The following is a 16090-nucleotide window of genomic DNA, read 5'->3' as shown; positions in this document are numbered from 1 at the left end:
ACCATGGCCCGGCTACTGGCCGACGTCGAAGCATGCCAGGGATACGGCAACTGCATCACCGGCGCCCCGGACGTCTACGACATCGACGACGACGGCAAGGTCGTGCTGCTCCGGACGGAGATCGCCGACGAGGACCGCCCGCGGGTGCAGGAAGCGGCCCGCAGCTGCCCGGTCGACGCGCTGGGCATCGAGGACTGATGGACCGGACCACCGGCACCGTCGTCGTGGTCGGCAGCTCCGTCGGCGGTGTACGCACCGCGCAGGCGCTGCGCACCGAAGGATTCACCGGCCGGATCGTGCTGGTGGGGCAGGAGGCCGACCTCCCCTACGACAAGCCGCCGCTGTCCAAGCAGCTGTTGGCCGGTGTGTGGGACACCGACCGGATCACGCTGCTCGGCACCGCGGCCGCCGAGGCGGCCGGCATCGAGCTGCGGTTGGGCGTCGGCGCGGCGCGGCTCGACGTCGCCGGCCGGCGTATCGAGCTCGCCGACGGCACGGCGCTGGGCTACGACGCCGTCGTCCTCGCCACCGGAGCCGACGCCCGGCCCTCCCCCTGGATCGCCGAGTCCGGGGTGCACGTGCTCCGCTCGCTCGCCGACGCCACCACGCTGCGCCGTGACCTCGACGCGCAGAGCCCCGTGGTCATCGTCGGCGGCGGTTTCATCGGGGCCGAGGTGGCCGCGACCGCCCGCTCACTGGGCCGGGAGGTGACCGTCGTCGACCCGCTGCCGGCTCCGATCGGCCGGGTGGTCGGCGACGCCGTGGCCGAGCACGTCACCACGCTGCACCACCGGCACGACGTCGCCACCCGCTTCGGGGTGGGCGTGGAGGACGTGCACGGGCGGGCCGGAGACCTACGGGTACGGCTCACCGACGGCACCGAGCTCGGCGCGGGCACGGTGGTGGTCGGGATCGGCGCGATCCCGAACGATGCCTGGCTGCAGGACTCCGGCCTGCTGGTCGACGACGGCGTCGTCTGCGACGAGCACGGCCGCGCACCGGGATCCCCCGACGTGTACGCGGTGGGCGACGTGGCCCGCTGGTACCACCCCGGCCTCGAGGAGCACCGGCGCGTCGAGCACTGGACCAACGCCGTCGAGCAGGCCGCCGTCGTCGCGCACAACCTTGTGCACCCCGACGACCTCCGCGCACACCGCCCGGTCGAGTACGTGTGGAGCGACCAGTACGACTGGCGGATCCAGATCGTCGGACGGCCGGGTGCCGCGACCCGGCACGAGCTGCTCGGCGACCTCGACGGCGCGCAGGCGCGCGGCGCCGCGGTCTACACCGACGACAGCGGCCTGCTGTGCGGCGCGGTCACGGTGAACTGGCCGAAGGCGCTGGTCGTCTGCCGCAGGCTGATGGGCACTGCCGCGACGTTCGACGACGCCGTGGCCCAGCTCGCCGGGCTCCCGGCCCGCCGCGCGGCGAGCACGTCGTGACCGACCCGAGCACGGAGCTGGCCCCGCTCCGCCGGCAGGTCGCCGACGCCTGCCGGGTCCTGGCCGCTCGCGACCTGGCCCCCGGCTATCTCGGACACATCAGCCTGCGGATCGACGAACGCCGGCTGCTGGTGCGCTGCCGGGGACCGCAGGAGCGCGGGCTCGCCTGGACCACGGCGCAGGACGTGCACCTGGTCACGCTCGACGGCGAGCCGGGCACCCCGGACGAGCTGCAGGGGTGGGACCCTCCGAACGAGCTGCCGCTGCACGCCGAGGTGCTCCGGACCCGGCCCGAGGTCACAGCCGTCGTACACGCACACCCGGAGACGGTGGTCGCAGCCGACCTCGCCGGGCTGGGTATCCGCCCGATCATCGGCGCGTTCGACATGCCCGGCACGAAGCTGGCCCACGCGGGTGTACCGGTGTATCCCCGCGCGGTACTGATCCGCAACCGCACACTGGCCGCGGAGATGCTGGCCGCCATGGGCAGCTGCCCGGTGGTGCTGCTGCGGGGGCACGGTCTGACCAGCGCCGGCGCCGGCGTGCCGGAGGCGGTACTGAACGCGGTGTCGGTGGAACGGATCGCGCGGCTGTCCCTGACCGTCGTCTCGGCCGGCGGGCGGCTGCGGGACCTGCCCGAGGCCGACATGGCCGAGCTGCCCGATCTCGGCGGCTCGTTCAACCATGACACGGCCTGGCGGCACGAGCTCGCACGGTTGGCCTGACATGAGCGAGCACCGGAGTTCGGACCCGGCCACCACCCATGCCGAGTGCGACTCTCTGCACAGCAGACATCGCGTAGGGTCGTGCCATGGACGGAGTCGAGGGCTTTCCGCCCTCACCGGAGTACGGCGAGTCGCCGCGGTATCCGATCGAGTCGGTCGACAACGCGTTGCGGATCCTGCTGCTGCTCGGCGAGCGACCGCGGCTGCGGCTCACCGACGTCAGCCAGTATCTCGACGTCGCCTCATCGACCGCGCACCGATTGCTGATGATGCTGCAGTACCGCGGGTTCGTTCGGCAGGAGCCCAGCACCCGCGGCTACATCCCGGGGCCGACGCTGGACGGGCTCGCCTTCGGCGTCCTCCGTCGGCTCGATGTACGCACCCGCGCGAGGCCGGTGCTGGAGAGGCTCAACGCCGACCTGAACGAGACGGTGCACCTGGGCCGGCTCGAGGGCAGCGACGTGCATTTCATCGATTCGATCGAGAGCGGCCGGGCGCTGCGCGTCGGGGGCCGGCTGGGCCGGACGATGCCGGCGCACTGCACGTCCAACGGCAAGGCGATGCTGGCCACCCTCACCGAGGCGGACCTGTTCCGCATCTACCCCGACGAGGAGCTGACCCGCCTGACCCCCAACTCCGTGGGGACCCGCACCGATCTGGTGCGCGAGCTCGCCGAGGTTCGCAGCCAAGGTTTCGCGACCAGCCAGGAGGAGAGCGAGGAGGGCGTGAGCTCCCTCGCCGTCGCGCTGTCCTCCGGCCCGACGCCGCTGGCCGTGACGGCCTCCGCCCCGGTCAGCCGGATGACGGCCTGTACCCGCGAAACCGTCCTCGCGCAGCTGCTCGCCGCAGCCGAGGAGATCGACAAGCTCCTGCTCTGACGCTCCACATCGTGGGGCGAAAGACGTCCACACGATCGGAGACCGCATCCGCATGACCATCGAGTCCGTAACCCCGACGACGACCGACCTCCGCCAGCTGGTGGCCACGTCGTGCCGGGTGCTCGCCGCCACCGGCCACCACGACCTGATCTGGGGGCACGCCTCGGTCCGCGACCCGCACGGCCGCGGCGTCTGGCTCAAGACCGCGGAGTGGGGGCTCGACGAGGTCACCCCGGAGCGGGTGCACCTGGTCGACCCGTCCGGAACGGTGCTCGAGGGCGACGGCGCACGGCACAGTGAGTACCCGATCCACACCGAGATCATGGCGGCCCGCCCGGACGTCGGCGCGGTCGTGCACACGCACCCACCACATGCCGTCGCCCTGGCCGCCAGCGGGCAGGACCTGCGCCCGGTCAGCCACGCGGCCAACTACTTCGTTCCACCGGCGGTCCCGCGCTTCACCGATACCGCGGACCTCGTCCTCACCCCGGACCTGGGCCGATCGGTCGCGCTCACACTCGGCGACGCCCGGGCGGTGTTCCTGGTCAACCACGGCATCGTGGCCGTCGGTGCAACGCTGCCGGCGGCCACCGTCGCCGCGGTGCTGCTCGAGCAGGCGTGCGAGCAGCAGCTGCGCACGCACGCCGCCGGTGGATGGCCGACCTGGTCGCCGCCCGAGGAGTCGCTGGCCAAGCGGGACCACATCTACAACGACCGCGCCGTGCAGGCAGCCTGGGACTACCTCGTGCGCCGGTGGGGAGGCTGAGCCATGCAGTTCCATCTCGACGGCTACCGGACAGGCGATCCCCTCGTCGAGGACGCGCACCCGTGGGTACGGGAGCGGCCGTCCGGCCTGCCGGACGAGACCGACGTGTTGATCGTCGGCTGCGGTCCCGCCGGTCTCGTCCTGGCGGCGCAGCTGGCCAACTTCCCCGACATCCGGACGGTGGTGGTCGACCGCAAGGACGGCCCCCTCGAGGTCGGACAGGCCGACGGGGTCGCCTGCCGCACCGTCGAGATGTTCGAGGCGTTCGGCCTGGCCAACCGCTTGATCGACGAGGCGTACCGGGTCAACGAGGTCAGCTTCTGGCGTCCGGACCCGGAGGACCGGTCCCGGATCGTGCGCGCCGGTCGTGTCGACGACGTCGAGGAGGGCCTCTCCGAGATGCCGCACGTGATCGTCAACCAGGCCCGGATGCTCGCCCACCTGCGCGAGCACATGGAGCGGTCGGCGAGCCGGACGACACCGTTCTACGGCCTGCAGGCCGACGACATCGATATCGACACCAGCGGCTCGTCCGACCACCCGGTCACCGTCGAGCTCGTGCACCTCGAGGGCTTGCAGCCGACCGGCGAGTCCTCGACGATCCGGGCCAGGTATGTGGTCGGCTGCGACGGATCGCGCAGCGGTACCCGCCAGGCGATCGGCCGCAGCCTGGTCGGCGATCCGATGAACCAGTCCTGGGGCGTCCTCGACGTCCTGGCGGTGACCGATTTCCCCGATATCCGCCTCAAGTGCGCCGTCCACTCCGCCAACGACGGCAACATCCTGATCATCCCGCGGGAGGGCGGCTACCTGGTCCGGCTCTACATCGAGCTCGACAACGTCCGCGACCGGGACATGCTCCGGAACCAGGACGCCACCCCGGAGAAGCTCACCGCCGTGGCGAACCGGATCCTGCACCCGTACACCCTCGAGGTGCACGACGTCGGGTGGTGGGCGGTCTACGCGATCGGCCAGCGCCTGTGCGACAAGTTCGACGACGTCCCCGCCGGTGAGACCGACACCCGCCTGCCGCGGGTGTTCATCGCCGGCGACGCCTGCCACACCCACAGCGCCAAGGCCGGGCAGGGCATGAACGTGTCGATGGCCGACACCTGGAACCTCGGCTGGAAGCTGGGCTCGGTGCTACGCGGAACGGCCCGACCCGAGCTCCTGCACACCTACAGCCAGGAGCGCCAGGAGGTCGCCCAGGAGCTCATCGACTTCGACCGCGAGTTCGCCGCTATGTTCAGCGCCCGCCCGTCGGAGTCCGACGCTGCCGACGGGGACGGCGTCGACCCCGCCACGTTCCAGCAGTACTTCCGCGACCAGGGACGCTTCACCGCGGGCGTCGCCGTCCGCTACCCACCGTCGATGATCACCGCGGCCGGGTCGTCCCAGCACCTCGCCCCCGGGTTCCCGGTGGGGATGCGGTTCCACTCCGCCCCCGTCGTCCGGCTGGCCGACGCCGCACCGATGCACCTCGGACACGTCGCCCGGGCCGACGGCGCCTGGCGCCTCTACCTCTTCGCCGACCGGGCGGATCCCGCCGCCACCCGTTCCGCGCTCCGGCAGCTGTGCGAGGTCCTCGGCTCGGACCGGTCGGCACTGACGCGGTTCACCCCCGCGGGCACCGAGCCGGACTCCGTGATCGATGTCCGGGCCGTGTTCCAGCAGCACCACCGCGACCTGGCCCTTGACCGGATGCCTGCGGTCCTGTTGCCCCGCAAGGGCAGGTTCGGCCTGGTCGACTACGAGAAGATGTTCTGCCCGGACCCCGCCGAGGACGACGTCTTCGACATCCGGGGCGTGGACCGCGAGACCGGATGCATGGTTCTCGTCCGCCCGGACCACTACGTCGCGCACGTACTCCCCCTGCACGGACACGAGGAACTGACCGATTTCCTGTCCGGAGTCCTGCTACCGGCGCGATGAGCTCCGATCACCCGGTGCGCCAATCGGACGCCGAAGAGTCGACTGCCCGGTCGCGGTGGCGATGCTCACCGTCCACGCAATCCGAGCAACCGTGCGTCGGCGGGACGTGACCACCCCACCGCACCACACCACACCAGAATCACCCGACGGCACAACGATCGTGGAGCACGACCATGACCTCAGTTCGCGCCATGGAGCAACGTGCTTCACGTCTGCTCCACAATACGACCACAGTGGACTCCAGTGTGATCATTGAGGATGATCGTCCGAGGATCATCACCGTCGACGTATCCCCAGGTCAGAAACAGAAAAGGCGGCACCACCCGAAGGTGATACCGCCCGTTTCCGACAGTCGGGACGACAGGATTTGAACCTGCGACCCCTTGACCCCCAGTCAAGTGCGCTACCAAGCTGCGCCACGTCCCGGCCACCCCTCGCGGGGCACGTGGAACCTTACCGTACCCACGGCAGCATCCCACCGGGGGTGTCGTCCGTGGCGTCGACGCTGCGTACGAGCGCGACGGCCTCGAGCTGCGACCCGACGTCGAGCTTCGCGAGCACCGCCCTGACCTGCGTGCGGACCGTCGGGAGCGACACGACGAAGTGCTCGGCGATGGCGTGCACCCGCACCCCGCCGGCGAGCAGTTCGAGGACCTCCCGCTCGCGGCGGGTCAGGGTCGCGATGCGTCCGCGGACGGCGCGCTGACGGCGGTCCCACTCGACGTAGCGCTGCACGAGCTCGTCGCGGTGGGTGGTGTGCAGCAGCGACCGCCCGACGCGGGCCTCCCGGATCGCGACGACCAGTGCGGGCATCGAGGCCGTCTTCGACACCCAGGTGAAGCCGCCCTGGTGCAGGGCCGCGCCGATCCGGGTGGGGCTGGAGCTGCCCGAGAGCACGAGAACCCGCCACCCCTGGGCGCGCAGCCCCGGGATGAGCGGGATGGTGTCGATCCGGCGGCCCTCGGCGTCGCGTCCGACGTCCAGGTCGAGGACCAGCAGTCCGGGCTCGACCCCGGCGACGGCGCGGTGCACGTCGACGTGCGAGTGCGCGGGACGGAACGAGGCCGGTTCGCCCTCCGCGCGCAGGGCCAGCGCCAGCGACGACCCGACGAGCTCGTGGTCGTCGATGATCAGCACCGTCCCGAGCGGTGCGACCGCCACCGTCCGAGGGTGTGACACCCGCCCGCCCCCCACTCGGGCGGGTGTCACGTCAGGGCTCCCAGCGTGAGCAGGCCACGCCCCAGGAGCGCGGTCCGGCGGTCGAGCGCCGCGACCTCGTTCTCGTACTCCATCGGCCGGGAGCGGAGCTCCCACAGCTCGAGGGCCTGCCGCCAGGCGACGTCACGGGCCAGCACCACCGGAACGTCGGCGACGCAGCCGAGCAGCTGCTCGGACAGCGAGGTCTCGCCGGGGTCCTTCCGGTCGAAGCCGTCGAGCAGGCGGACCATGTGCAGCGAGAACACGTCGTTCACGGCCCGGTAGTCGGCCCGCTCGGCCGGACCGGGGGTACCGCGCCCGAGGACCGTGCAGGTACGCACGACCGCGGGCGCCAGATCGAAGTTGACGTGCGCGTTCACCCCGACCACCGCGTACTCCACCGGGGAGATCCGCTCGTGGTGGCGGCGTTCCAGCAGCACCCCCCAGGACCGCGGCGGGGTCCCCCCGGTCGCCTCGGCGTGCAGGGCCCGGAAGTAGCGGCGGGCGAACTCGACGTCGAGCCGGACCAGGAAGTCCCGGTCGGCGAACAGGTCGTCGTCGAGCTGGTCCCGGATGCCGCGGGTGATGCGCAGGTAGAGCCGGTTGAACGAGGCGACGCCGTCGCCGGGTCCGTACTCGCACTCGAGGATCTCCTGGAGGTGCTCCAGATGCGCGACGACGCCGTCGATCGTCTCCGGTGGCGTCGCGAGCAGCGCTCCGACGCGCGCCCGGCCCGCCGGGGCCGTGCCCTCACCGGAGGGCGTCTCGATGGTGGCCGTCATCGCCTGCCTCCGTGTCGCTCGATCCGGTGATCAGCCTGGTCGAGCGTGCCTGGCGACGGTATAGGGCGAATGACCTAGATGTCGGTGCGGTGCTCGCGGAGGACGGCCGCGGCGCTGGTGCGGTTGGTGACGTCGAGCTTGGCGAAGACCGAGGCGAGGTGGGCGCCGACCGTCTTCGGGGTGATGAACAGCCGGGCCGCGATCTGCTTGTTGGTGGCGCCGTCGGCGAGGACCTCCAGCACCTCCCGCTCCCGGTCGGTGAGCCGGGCCAGCGGACCGTCCACGGCGACCGGGGCGCGGCCGTCCGTCGCGACCGCGGCGAGCTCGGGCACCTCGATCCGGGCCCGGTGGGCGACCTCGGCGATCTCGCTGAGCAGCGGACCGGCCCGCAGGCCCGCGGCGAGCCGAGCGGCGCGGCGCAGGTCCGCGGTGCCGTCCTCGGTGCGGCGGCCCGCGAGCAGCGCCTCGGCGCTGCGCAGCCGGGCGTAGGCGCCCGGGTAGGGCTGGCCGAGGCCGTCCAGCAGGTCGGCGACGCCTCGCCAGGTGCCCGGGTCGGACCCGGCGGTGATCCGGGTGTCCTCGGCGGAGCACATGGCCTCGTAGCCCGCGATCACCCCGCGCAGCGCCGGGGCCGAGCGGTCCCCGCGGTCGAGGAGGTCGCGCCGGTGGCGGCGCAGCCGCCGCAGCCCGCTGGCGTCGGGGGGACGTCCGGAGAGGACGGCCTGGGCGTGCGCGCGGGCACCGTGCCAGAGCAGCGGCGCGACTGCGAATACGTCGTCGATGCCGGACTCGACGACGTCGAGCCCCTTCCCGACGTGGGCGAACGCCAGCTCCGGGTTGCCCCGCCACATCTCCAGCCCGGCGCGCAGGATCAGCAGCGGCAACCGCTGCTTGGGCAGGCCCGTCGATCCGGCGATCAGCTCGGCCGCGGTGAGGTCGACGTCGGAGCCGTCGAGGTCGCCACGGCCCATCCGCAGCCGGGCGCGGGCCAGGCGCAGCTCCAGCATCTGCGCCCCGGACGGGCCGGCCGACCATGCCGTCGCCACCTCCCGTTCGGCCTCGTCCCAGGCACCGGCGCGGAACAGCCCGTTCGCCGCCACCACCCGCAGCGACACCGACGAGGTCCGGCCCAGCCCCAGCCCGGCCATCCGCTCGGCTCCCGCCCGGGCCGCGGCGACGCCGTCGTCGAGGGCGTTGAGCGGGCCGGTCAGCAGCTCCGCGCGCCGGGCCAGGCACTCCCCCAGCGTCTCCGGGTCGCCGTCGGCCTCGGCGACGGCGACGGCCTCGGTCAGCGCGTCGAGTCCGGCGGCGCCGTCGCGGGAGTGCGCGGCCCCGAACCCGAGCGTCGCCAGTACCGACGCCAGTGCCCGCGGCTCCCCCACCCGGCGTGCCGCGACCAGTGCGTCCTCGGCGACGGCGCGGGCACCGGCGTAGTCGGCCCGGTCGAGCAGCGCGGCCGCGTAGCCGGCGAGGACCTCGGCGCGGGCGGCGACGGCGGTGTCGGCCGGGTCGTCGCCGGCGGGCAGGGTGGCGACGGCGCGCCGGTAGGCCTCCTCGGCCTCGGCCAGCTGGCCCGCCGCGCCGAGGTAGCGCCCGAGCCGGGAGCGGAGCACCGCCTGTTCGGTGCCGGGGGGCGCGTCGGGCTCGCCGAGCCGTTCGGAGAGCAGCGCCACGGCCGAGCCGTGGTCGCCCGCCAGGGCCGCCGCGGACGCGGCCCGCTCCAGGTAGCGGCCGCGGTCGCGGACGGCATCGGGGACCGGCAGCGTCGCCGCGCGCAGCCAGTGCCGGTGCGCCTCGGCGTAGCCGCGCAGCCGTTCGGCCTCCTGCGCCGCGTCGAGGGTCGCTTCCAGCGCCTCGTCCGGGCGCCCGGCGAGCTGCCAGTGGTGGGCGAGGCGGGCCGCCGACCCGGGGACGCGGTGGCCGCCGTGCAGCGCGGTGGCGTAGCGGCCGTGCAGCTCGACCCGCTCGGCGGGGAGCAGGTCCGCGGAGACGACCTCGGTCATCAGGCCGTGCCGCAGCGTGTAGCCGTCGGCACCGGCGACGACGACGAACCCGGCGTCGGCCGCCTCCCGCACGGCCGCGGCCAGCTCCGGCCCGTCGACGTCGACGACGGCGGCCAGCAGCGTGTGCTCGACCTCCCCGACACCGGCCGCCACGGCCCGCACGACCTCCACCGCTCCCGTCGACAGCCCGGCGGCGCCCGCCCGCACCAGCTCGCGGACGGTCTGCGGCACTCCCCTCGGGTCCCCGTCGAGCACGGCACGGACGGTCTCGCGGGCCAGGAACACGTTCCCGCCGGAGTGCCGCCACACCAGGTCCTCGACGTCGTGGCGCCCCGGTGCCCACTGCGCGACCAGCTCGGCCAGCTCGTGCCGGGGCAGCGGCTCCACCCGGGCGAAGCGCACGCCGCGGTGGCGGCGCAGCTCCCCGGTGAGCCCGAGCAGGTCGATCGGGACGCCACCGGCCGGGTCGTCGCGGTAGGTGCCGACCAGCAGCACCGGCGACGACGACAGCGCCGCCAGCAGGTAGGCGAACAGGTCGCGGGTGGAGCGGTCGGCGCGGTGCAGGTCGTCGACGACGAGCACCACCGGTGCCCGGCGGGCCGCGCGCTCGACGACGGCGGCCAGCTCGCCCAGCATCTCGACCCGCCCGGCCGGCCCGTCGGCGCGGTCCAGCCGGGACAGCGCGGCCGCGCACTCCCGGCCCAGCGCGCCGCGGGTGCGGGACTGCTCGCGCAGCGCCGACACGACGGGCCAGAACGGCGGGGCGTCGGCGATGTCCAGCGCGCGGCCGGACAGCACGACCGCGCCGCCGCCCGTCGCGGTGCGGCCGAACTCCGACACCAGCCGGGTCTTGCCGACCCCCGCGTCGCCGCCGAGGAGCACGGCCGAGGCCCCGCCGGCGACGGCGTCACGCAGCGCGTCGGCGAGCAGGTCCAGCTCCGCGACTCGGCCGTGGAACACCTCGGCCGGGGTCTCCCTCACGCCCGGCCACGATAGTGACGGTGTCGTCACCGTTCCAGGGGTCCCGCGGCGACGGTGCGCCGGGCGAGCAGGATCGACAGCCAGGCGTGGACGCGGGCGTCGGGCTCGCAGCCCCGGCCGTCCCACGGGTGCAGCAGGTCGGCGTACCAGGAGGCCTCGGTGCGGGCGTCGTCGACGAGGTCGTCGCCGCCGCACAGGGCCAGCGCCATCTCGCAGGCGGCGCGCACTCGCCACACCCAGAGCCGCTCGAACACCGTCACCCCGACACCGTCACGCCCGGGCACTCGCCGGGGCGGTGCCGGTGGTTACAGGCGCGGCGTCACGATCCGGCGACCTCGATCACGACCTTGCCGACGGCCCCGCCGGACCGCAGGTGCGCGACGGCGCCGGGGGCGTCGTCCAGGGACACGACCCGGTCGACGGTGGCGCGCACCCGGCCGTCGCCGACCAGGCCGAGGACCGGCGTCAGCGCGGCGGCGACGGCCGCCCGCTCGTCGGCGCTGCGGACGCTGAAGGTGGTCCCGATCAGGCGGAGCCTGCGGAAGGACAGGGTGTCGAGGTCCAGCGTCGCCGACGGCCCGGCGAGCCGGCCGATCTGCACGACGGTCCCGCCGATCCGCACGGCGGGCAGGGCGGCGGCCAGGTGGTCGCCGCCGACGAGGTCCAGCACGACGTCGACGGGCCCGTCGAGGTCGCCCAGCGCCTCCACCCCGACGAGCGGGACCGCCCCCGCGTCGACGAGCGCGGCGCGCTTGGCGGGCGAGGTCGTCGTCGCGAGGACCGGTGCGGCGCCCAGCGCGGCGGCGAGCCGGATCGCGACCTGCCCGACCCCCGTACTGCCACCGAGCACCAGCACGGCGCCGCCGTCGGCGCCGAACCCGGCCTGGGTGACCAGCGCGTCGTGCGCGGTCTCCAGCGCGACCGGCAGGGCGGCGGCGTCGGTCCAGGACAGGCCGGACGGGACCGGCAGGGCGCGGCGGGCGTCGACGACGGCGTACTCGGCGAACGCGGCGGGCGCGGACGCGAACACCCGGTCCCCCGGCCCGCGGCCCGGGGCACCGGTGACGCCCGGACCGGCGTCCACGACCTCACCGGCGAGCTCCATGCCCGCGGTGAACGAGCCGTCGTCGCCGGCGTGCGGGACGGGATAGCCGCCGCCCAGCGCCAGCAGGTCGGCCCGGTTCACCCCGGCCGCCCGGACCCGCACGAGCAGCTCCCCCGGGCCCGGGACCGGGGTGTCGATCTCGTCGACCTCCCAGGTCCGGGCACCGGGACGGCCACGCAGGGCCCGCATCACTTCCTCCGGGGGCGCTTCTCGCGGACCCGGACCGAGACGCGGATCGGCGTCCCGCCGAACCCGAACTCCTCGCGCAGCCGGCGCTCGACGAAGCGCCGGTAGCCCGCCTCGAGGAACCCGCTGGTGAACAGCACGAACGTCGGCGGGCGGGTCTGCGCCTGCGTCGCGAACATGATCTTCGGCTGCTTGCCGCCGCGGACCGGCGGCGGGGTCGCGGCGACGAGGTCGTTGAGCCACTGGTTGAGCCGCCCGGTCGGCACCCGGGTGTCCCACGACTCCAGTGCGCGGTTCAGCGCGGGCGCGATCCGCTGGGTCGACCGCCCGGTCAGCGCGGAGACGTTGACCCGCTCCGCCCAGCGCACGCTGATCAGGTCGCGCTCCAGCTCACGGGTGAGCTGGTGGCGGCGCTCCTCGTCGACCTTGTCCCACTTGTTGAACAGGATGACCAGGGCGCGCCCGGACTCCACCACCATCGTCAGGACCCGCTGGTCCTGCTCGGCGATCGGCTCGGAGGCGTCGATCAGCACCAGCGCGACCTCGGCGGACTCGATCGCGGAGCTCGTCCGGAGCGAGGCGTAGTACTCCATGCCCGAGGCCATCTTGACCCGCTTGCGCAGGCCGGCGGTGTCGACGAAGCGGAACACCTGGCCGTCGAGCTCGACCAGGGAGTCGACCGGGTCGACGGTGGTGCCCGCGACGTCGTGGACGACCGACCGCTCCTCGCCCGCCAGCTTGTTCAGCAGGCTGGACTTGCCGACGTTCGGCTTGCCGACGAGCGCGACGCGGCGCGGACCGCCCCCGGAGGCGCCGAAGTCGTCACGCGGGGTCTCGGGGAGGATCTCCAGGATCGCGTCGAGCAGGTCACCGGAGCCGCGGCCGTGCAGGCCGGACACCGGGTGCGGCTCGCCGAGCCCGAGCCGCCACAGGTCGGCGGTGTCGGAGGTGAGCCGGTCGTCGTCGACCTTGGTGGCGCACAGCATCACCGGCACGTCGGCGCGGCGCAGGACCCGCGCGACGGCCTGGTCGGTCGCGGTGGCGCCGACCGAGGCGTCGACGACGAGCAGCACGGCGTCGGCGAGGCGCATCGCGGTCTCGGCCTGCTTCGCGACGAACCCCTGCAGGCCGGCGGCGTCGGGCTCCCAGCCACCGGTGTCCATCAGCTTGAACCGGCGGCCGTTCCACAGCGCGTCGTAGACGACGCGGTCGCGGGTCACCCCCGGCACGTCCTGCACGACCGCCTCGCGACGGCCCAGCATGCGGTTGACCAGGGTCGACTTGCCGACGTTCGGGCGGCCGACGACGGCCAGGGTCGGGGTCGCCAGCATCTCGTCGGGGTCGATCCCCGCGGTGACGACGCCCTCCTCGTCGACGGCCACGAACTCCGCCGGGTCCAGCCCGAGCCGGTCCATCTCGGCCCGGTCGGCCGCGTCACCGATCTCGACGCCGCTGCGGTACGCCCCGCCGAGGCTCGTTCCGCGTTCGCTGCTCTCGCTCACTGCTCTCTCACGTCCCCGGCCGCGTCGGGCCGTGTCACTTGCCTGTGTTCGTTGTCCAGTTCGCGGACCAGTGTCCGCAGGGCCTCCGTGACCTCGGTGGTCGCGGCGGCCAGGCCGTTCCGTCCCGGCGCCGTCGGCGCCGGCAGCGGGTCGCCGACCAGCACGTCCACCCGGGGGCGGAGGCGGCGGGCCGCACCCGCCGGGCGGTGCGTACCGCGCACCGCCACCGGCAGCAGCGGCGCCGATGCCGAGCGGGCCAGCCAGGCCGCGCCCTGCCGGGCACTGCCGATGTCGCTGCCGACCTCGCCGGTGCCGCGGGTGCCCTCCGGGAAGACGGCGACCATGCCGCCGTCGCGCAGGACCTCCAGCAGGGTCGTCAGCGGCCGCCGGTCGACGACGTCCCGCCGCACCGGCACCTGCCCCAGCCACCGCAGCAGTGTCCCCACGATCCCGGAGAACATCTCCGCCTTCACGAGGAACACCACGCGGCGCCCGAACATGCCGAACAGCAGAGGTCCGTCGACGAACGCGCTGTGGTTCGCGACGAGCACCACCGGACCGGTCGCCGGGATCCGCTCCCGGTGCCGGATCCGCACCCGGAAGAACGGGACCCACAGCCAGGTGCCGATCCAGCGGCCGAGGTCGTGCAGCCACCCGAGAGCGTCCTCCGGCAGCGCACGCGCCCGGCTCACCCGTCCAGCCCCCGCGCGGACACGAGCTCGCGCAGCTTCGCCAGCACCGCGTCCGCCGACAGGTGGTCGGTGTCGAGCACCAGCGCGTCCGCCGCCGCGTAGAGCGGGGAGACCCGGCGCGACGAGTCGAGCCGGTCCCGGCGTTCGACGTCGGCGAGGGTGACGTGCAGGTCGGCCTTGCGGCCCGCCTTCTCGTCCTGCCGCCCGCGCCGCGCCGCGCGGACCTCCGGCGACGCCGTCAGGTAGACCTTGAGGGGCGCGTCCGGCACCACGACGGTACCGATGTCGCGCCCCTCGACGACCATCCCGCCGCCGCTCTCGACCGCCGTGCGGATCAGGGCGTGCTGGCGGGCGACCATCTCGGCCCGGACCTGCGGCACCGCCGAGACGGCCGAGACGAACCCGGTCACCTCGGGGCCGCGGATCGGGCCGGAGACGTCCTCGCCGTCCAGGGTGATCGTCGGGGCGACCGGGTCGGTGCCCGACTCCAGACGGGCCCCGATCGCGGCGCGGGCGATCTCGTCCTCGGTCGCGCCCTCGCCCAGCCCGGCGCGCAGCGCGGCCAGCGTCGCGGCGCGGTACATGGCCCCGGTGTCCAGATAGGCCGCCGAGCAGGCCTGCGCCAGCCGTCGGGAGACGGTCGACTTGCCCGTCCCGGACGGACCGTCCATCGCGACGACGCCCCGCAAGGCCACCTTGTTCCCCCACCGTGTTCGAGTTGCTGCGTCCGGCATTGTCGCCGGTCGGCCCCCGCCACGACGGGGCGGGGTGTCCTACTGGGGCAGATCGGTGCGCAGCGCCCGCGCCCCGTGCAGGTAGACGTGCCGCATCGCCGAGCGCGGCTTCGGGGTGTCCACGTGGGCGAGCAGCCGCAGCACCCGCGGCAGCGCGCCGGGCACCGACATCTCGGTGGCGCACATCAGCGGCACGTCGGTCAGCCCGAGCAGCCGTGCCGCGTAGGCCGGGAACTCGGCGGTGAGGTCCGGGGTCGCGGTGAACCAGATCGAGATGATGTCGTCGGACACCAGCTCGTTGCGCTCCAGCACCGCGGTGACCAGCTCGGCGGAGCGGTCGAGGATCTGCCCGCGGTCGTCGGCGTCGACCTGGGTCGCGCCCCGCAGTGCCCGCACGGCCATCAGAGACCCACCGCCTTGTACAGGGAGCCCACCTCGACGCGGTCGAGGGGACGGAGCTTGCCGGGACGCTGGTTGCCCAGGGCCACGGTGCCCACGTGGGTCCGGACCAGGCGCTGCACCGGGTGGCCGACCTCGGCGAGCATCCGCCGCACGATGTGCTTGCGGCCCTCGTGCAGGACCAGCTGCACCGTGGCCCGGCCGGGGACGGCGTCGACGAGCTTGAACGAGTCGACACGGGCGATGCCGTCGTCCAGCTCGATGCCGTCGCGCAGGCGTCGCCCGAGATCGCGGGCGATCTTGCCCTCGATCTCGGCGAGGTAGGTCTTGGGCACCTCGTAGGACGGGTGCATCAGCCGGTGGCCGAGCTCGCCGTCGTTGGTGAGCAGCAGCAGCCCCTCGGTCTCGGCGTCGAGCCGGCCGACGTGGAACAGCCGCTGCGCGGTGTTCATGATCTCGACGCGGTCGGCGAGCAGGTCACCGACGCAGGGTCGGCCCATGTCGTCGGACATCGTGGAGTGCAGCCCGAACGGCTTGTTCAGCGCCAGGTAGACCTGGTCGTCGCGCAGGGTGACCCGGGCGCCGTCGACGTGGACGACCGCGGTGTCCGGGTCGATCCGGCGGCCCTGCTCGCGGACGGTCTCGCCGTCGACCTGCACGCGTCCCTGCGCGATGAGGTCCTCGGCCGCGCGCCGGGAGGCGACGCCCGCGCGGGCCAGCACCTTCTGGAGCCGGACGCCGTCGGGGTCGTGTGTGTTGCTCATGG

Annotated in this window: 16 protein-coding genes and 1 tRNA gene; 6 read left to right on the top strand and 11 right to left on the bottom strand. The window is 74.0% G+C overall.

Annotation, left to right across the window (positions count from 1 at the left end; all coding sequences use genetic code 11):
• The first annotated feature begins 3 nt into the window (after window positions 1–3).
• The 6 genes from ZF1_RS12715 to ZF1_RS12690 all read left to right on the top strand — a co-directional run bounded on the left by ZF1_RS12715 (window position 4) and on the right by ZF1_RS12690 (window position 5743).
• Window positions 4–198, top strand: a complete 195-nt coding sequence (locus ZF1_RS12715) for a ferredoxin (protein ID WP_010223632.1) — start codon at window positions 4–6, stop codon at window positions 196–198.
• Window positions 198–1442, top strand: coding sequence for an NAD(P)/FAD-dependent oxidoreductase (locus ZF1_RS12710; protein WP_482637337.1), 1245 nt, complete (start codon window positions 198–200; stop codon window positions 1440–1442). The genes ZF1_RS12715 and ZF1_RS12710 overlap by 1 nt, the downstream gene beginning before the upstream one ends.
• Window positions 1439–2167: a 3,4-dihydroxyphthalate decarboxylase gene (gene phtC, locus ZF1_RS12705; protein WP_179760128.1), complete on the top strand. Its 729-nt coding sequence runs from the start codon at window positions 1439–1441 to the stop codon at window positions 2165–2167. Before ZF1_RS12710 ends, phtC begins: the two co-directional genes overlap by 4 nt.
• Window positions 2168–2253: 86 nt before the next feature.
• Window positions 2254–3045, top strand: coding sequence for an IclR family transcriptional regulator (locus ZF1_RS12700; RefSeq protein WP_482637336.1), 792 nt, complete (start codon window positions 2254–2256; stop codon window positions 3043–3045).
• Between the two features lie 52 nt (window positions 3046–3097).
• The gene (locus ZF1_RS12695) at window positions 3098–3811 is read left to right on the top strand and encodes a class II aldolase/adducin family protein (protein ID WP_482637335.1); all 714 of its coding nucleotides are present in this window, start codon (window positions 3098–3100) and stop codon (window positions 3809–3811) included.
• A 3-nt stretch (window positions 3812–3814) separates the two neighbouring features.
• Window positions 3815–5743: an FAD-dependent monooxygenase gene (locus ZF1_RS12690; protein WP_482637334.1), complete on the top strand. Its 1929-nt coding sequence runs from the start codon at window positions 3815–3817 to the stop codon at window positions 5741–5743.
• 352 nt (window positions 5744–6095) lie between these two features.
• On the opposite strand, the gene ZF1_RS12685 is transcribed toward ZF1_RS12690, so the two are convergent.
• The 11 genes from ZF1_RS12685 to ZF1_RS12635 all read right to left on the bottom strand — a co-directional run bounded on the left by ZF1_RS12685 (window position 6096) and on the right by ZF1_RS12635 (window position 16088).
• Window positions 6096–6169: transfer RNA gene (locus tag ZF1_RS12685), tRNA-Pro, on the bottom strand.
• A 27-nt stretch (window positions 6170–6196) separates the two neighbouring features.
• Window positions 6197–6904 carry a LuxR C-terminal-related transcriptional regulator gene (locus tag ZF1_RS12680; RefSeq protein ID WP_482637333.1) on the bottom strand — a complete coding sequence of 236 codons (708 nt, stop codon included), beginning with the start codon at window positions 6902–6904 and terminating at the stop codon, window positions 6197–6199.
• Window positions 6905–6948: 44 nt separating this feature from the next.
• Window positions 6949–7722, bottom strand: coding sequence for a DUF5995 family protein (locus ZF1_RS12675; RefSeq protein ID WP_482637332.1), 774 nt, complete (start codon window positions 7720–7722; stop codon window positions 6949–6951).
• Window positions 7723–7796: 74 nt separating this feature from the next.
• Window positions 7797–10706: an ATP-binding protein gene (locus ZF1_RS12670; RefSeq protein WP_482637331.1), complete on the bottom strand. Its 2910-nt coding sequence runs from the start codon at window positions 10704–10706 to the stop codon at window positions 7797–7799.
• Between the two features lie 26 nt (window positions 10707–10732).
• Window positions 10733–10966, bottom strand: a complete 234-nt coding sequence (locus tag ZF1_RS12665) for a hypothetical protein (RefSeq protein WP_062394321.1) — start codon at window positions 10964–10966, stop codon at window positions 10733–10735.
• Between the two features lie 59 nt (window positions 10967–11025).
• Window positions 11026–12000: a quinone oxidoreductase family protein gene (locus ZF1_RS12660; RefSeq protein WP_482637330.1), complete on the bottom strand. Its 975-nt coding sequence runs from the start codon at window positions 11998–12000 to the stop codon at window positions 11026–11028.
• Window positions 12000–13328, bottom strand: coding sequence for a ribosome biogenesis GTPase Der (gene der / locus ZF1_RS12655; protein ID WP_357547657.1), 1329 nt, complete (start codon window positions 13326–13328; stop codon window positions 12000–12002). The genes ZF1_RS12660 and der overlap by 1 nt, the downstream gene beginning before the upstream one ends.
• A 167-nt stretch (window positions 13329–13495) precedes the next feature.
• Window positions 13496–14191 (bottom strand): lysophospholipid acyltransferase family protein, encoded by a 696-nt coding sequence (locus ZF1_RS12650; RefSeq protein WP_208823969.1) that lies wholly within the window; start codon window positions 14189–14191, stop codon window positions 13496–13498.
• Window positions 14188–14925 (bottom strand): (d)CMP kinase, encoded by a 738-nt coding sequence (gene cmk / locus ZF1_RS12645; RefSeq protein WP_062394313.1) that lies wholly within the window; start codon window positions 14923–14925, stop codon window positions 14188–14190. Before cmk ends, ZF1_RS12650 begins: the two co-directional genes overlap by 4 nt.
• Window positions 14926–14964: 39 nt before the next feature.
• Window positions 14965–15327 (bottom strand): chorismate mutase, encoded by a 363-nt coding sequence (aroH, locus tag ZF1_RS12640; protein ID WP_062394311.1) that lies wholly within the window; start codon window positions 15325–15327, stop codon window positions 14965–14967.
• Entirely contained in the window at window positions 15327–16088 is a 762-nt protein-coding gene (locus ZF1_RS12635; RefSeq protein ID WP_062394310.1) for a pseudouridine synthase, read from the bottom strand. Before ZF1_RS12635 ends, aroH begins: the two co-directional genes overlap by 1 nt.
• Between the last annotated feature and the right edge of the window lie 2 nt (window positions 16089–16090).

The sequence above is a fragment of the Pseudonocardia sp. ZF1 genome (assembly GCF_056835605.1).
The sequence above is the reverse complement of the archived record's forward strand: the minus strand, read 5'-3'. Positions and strand labels throughout refer to the sequence as shown.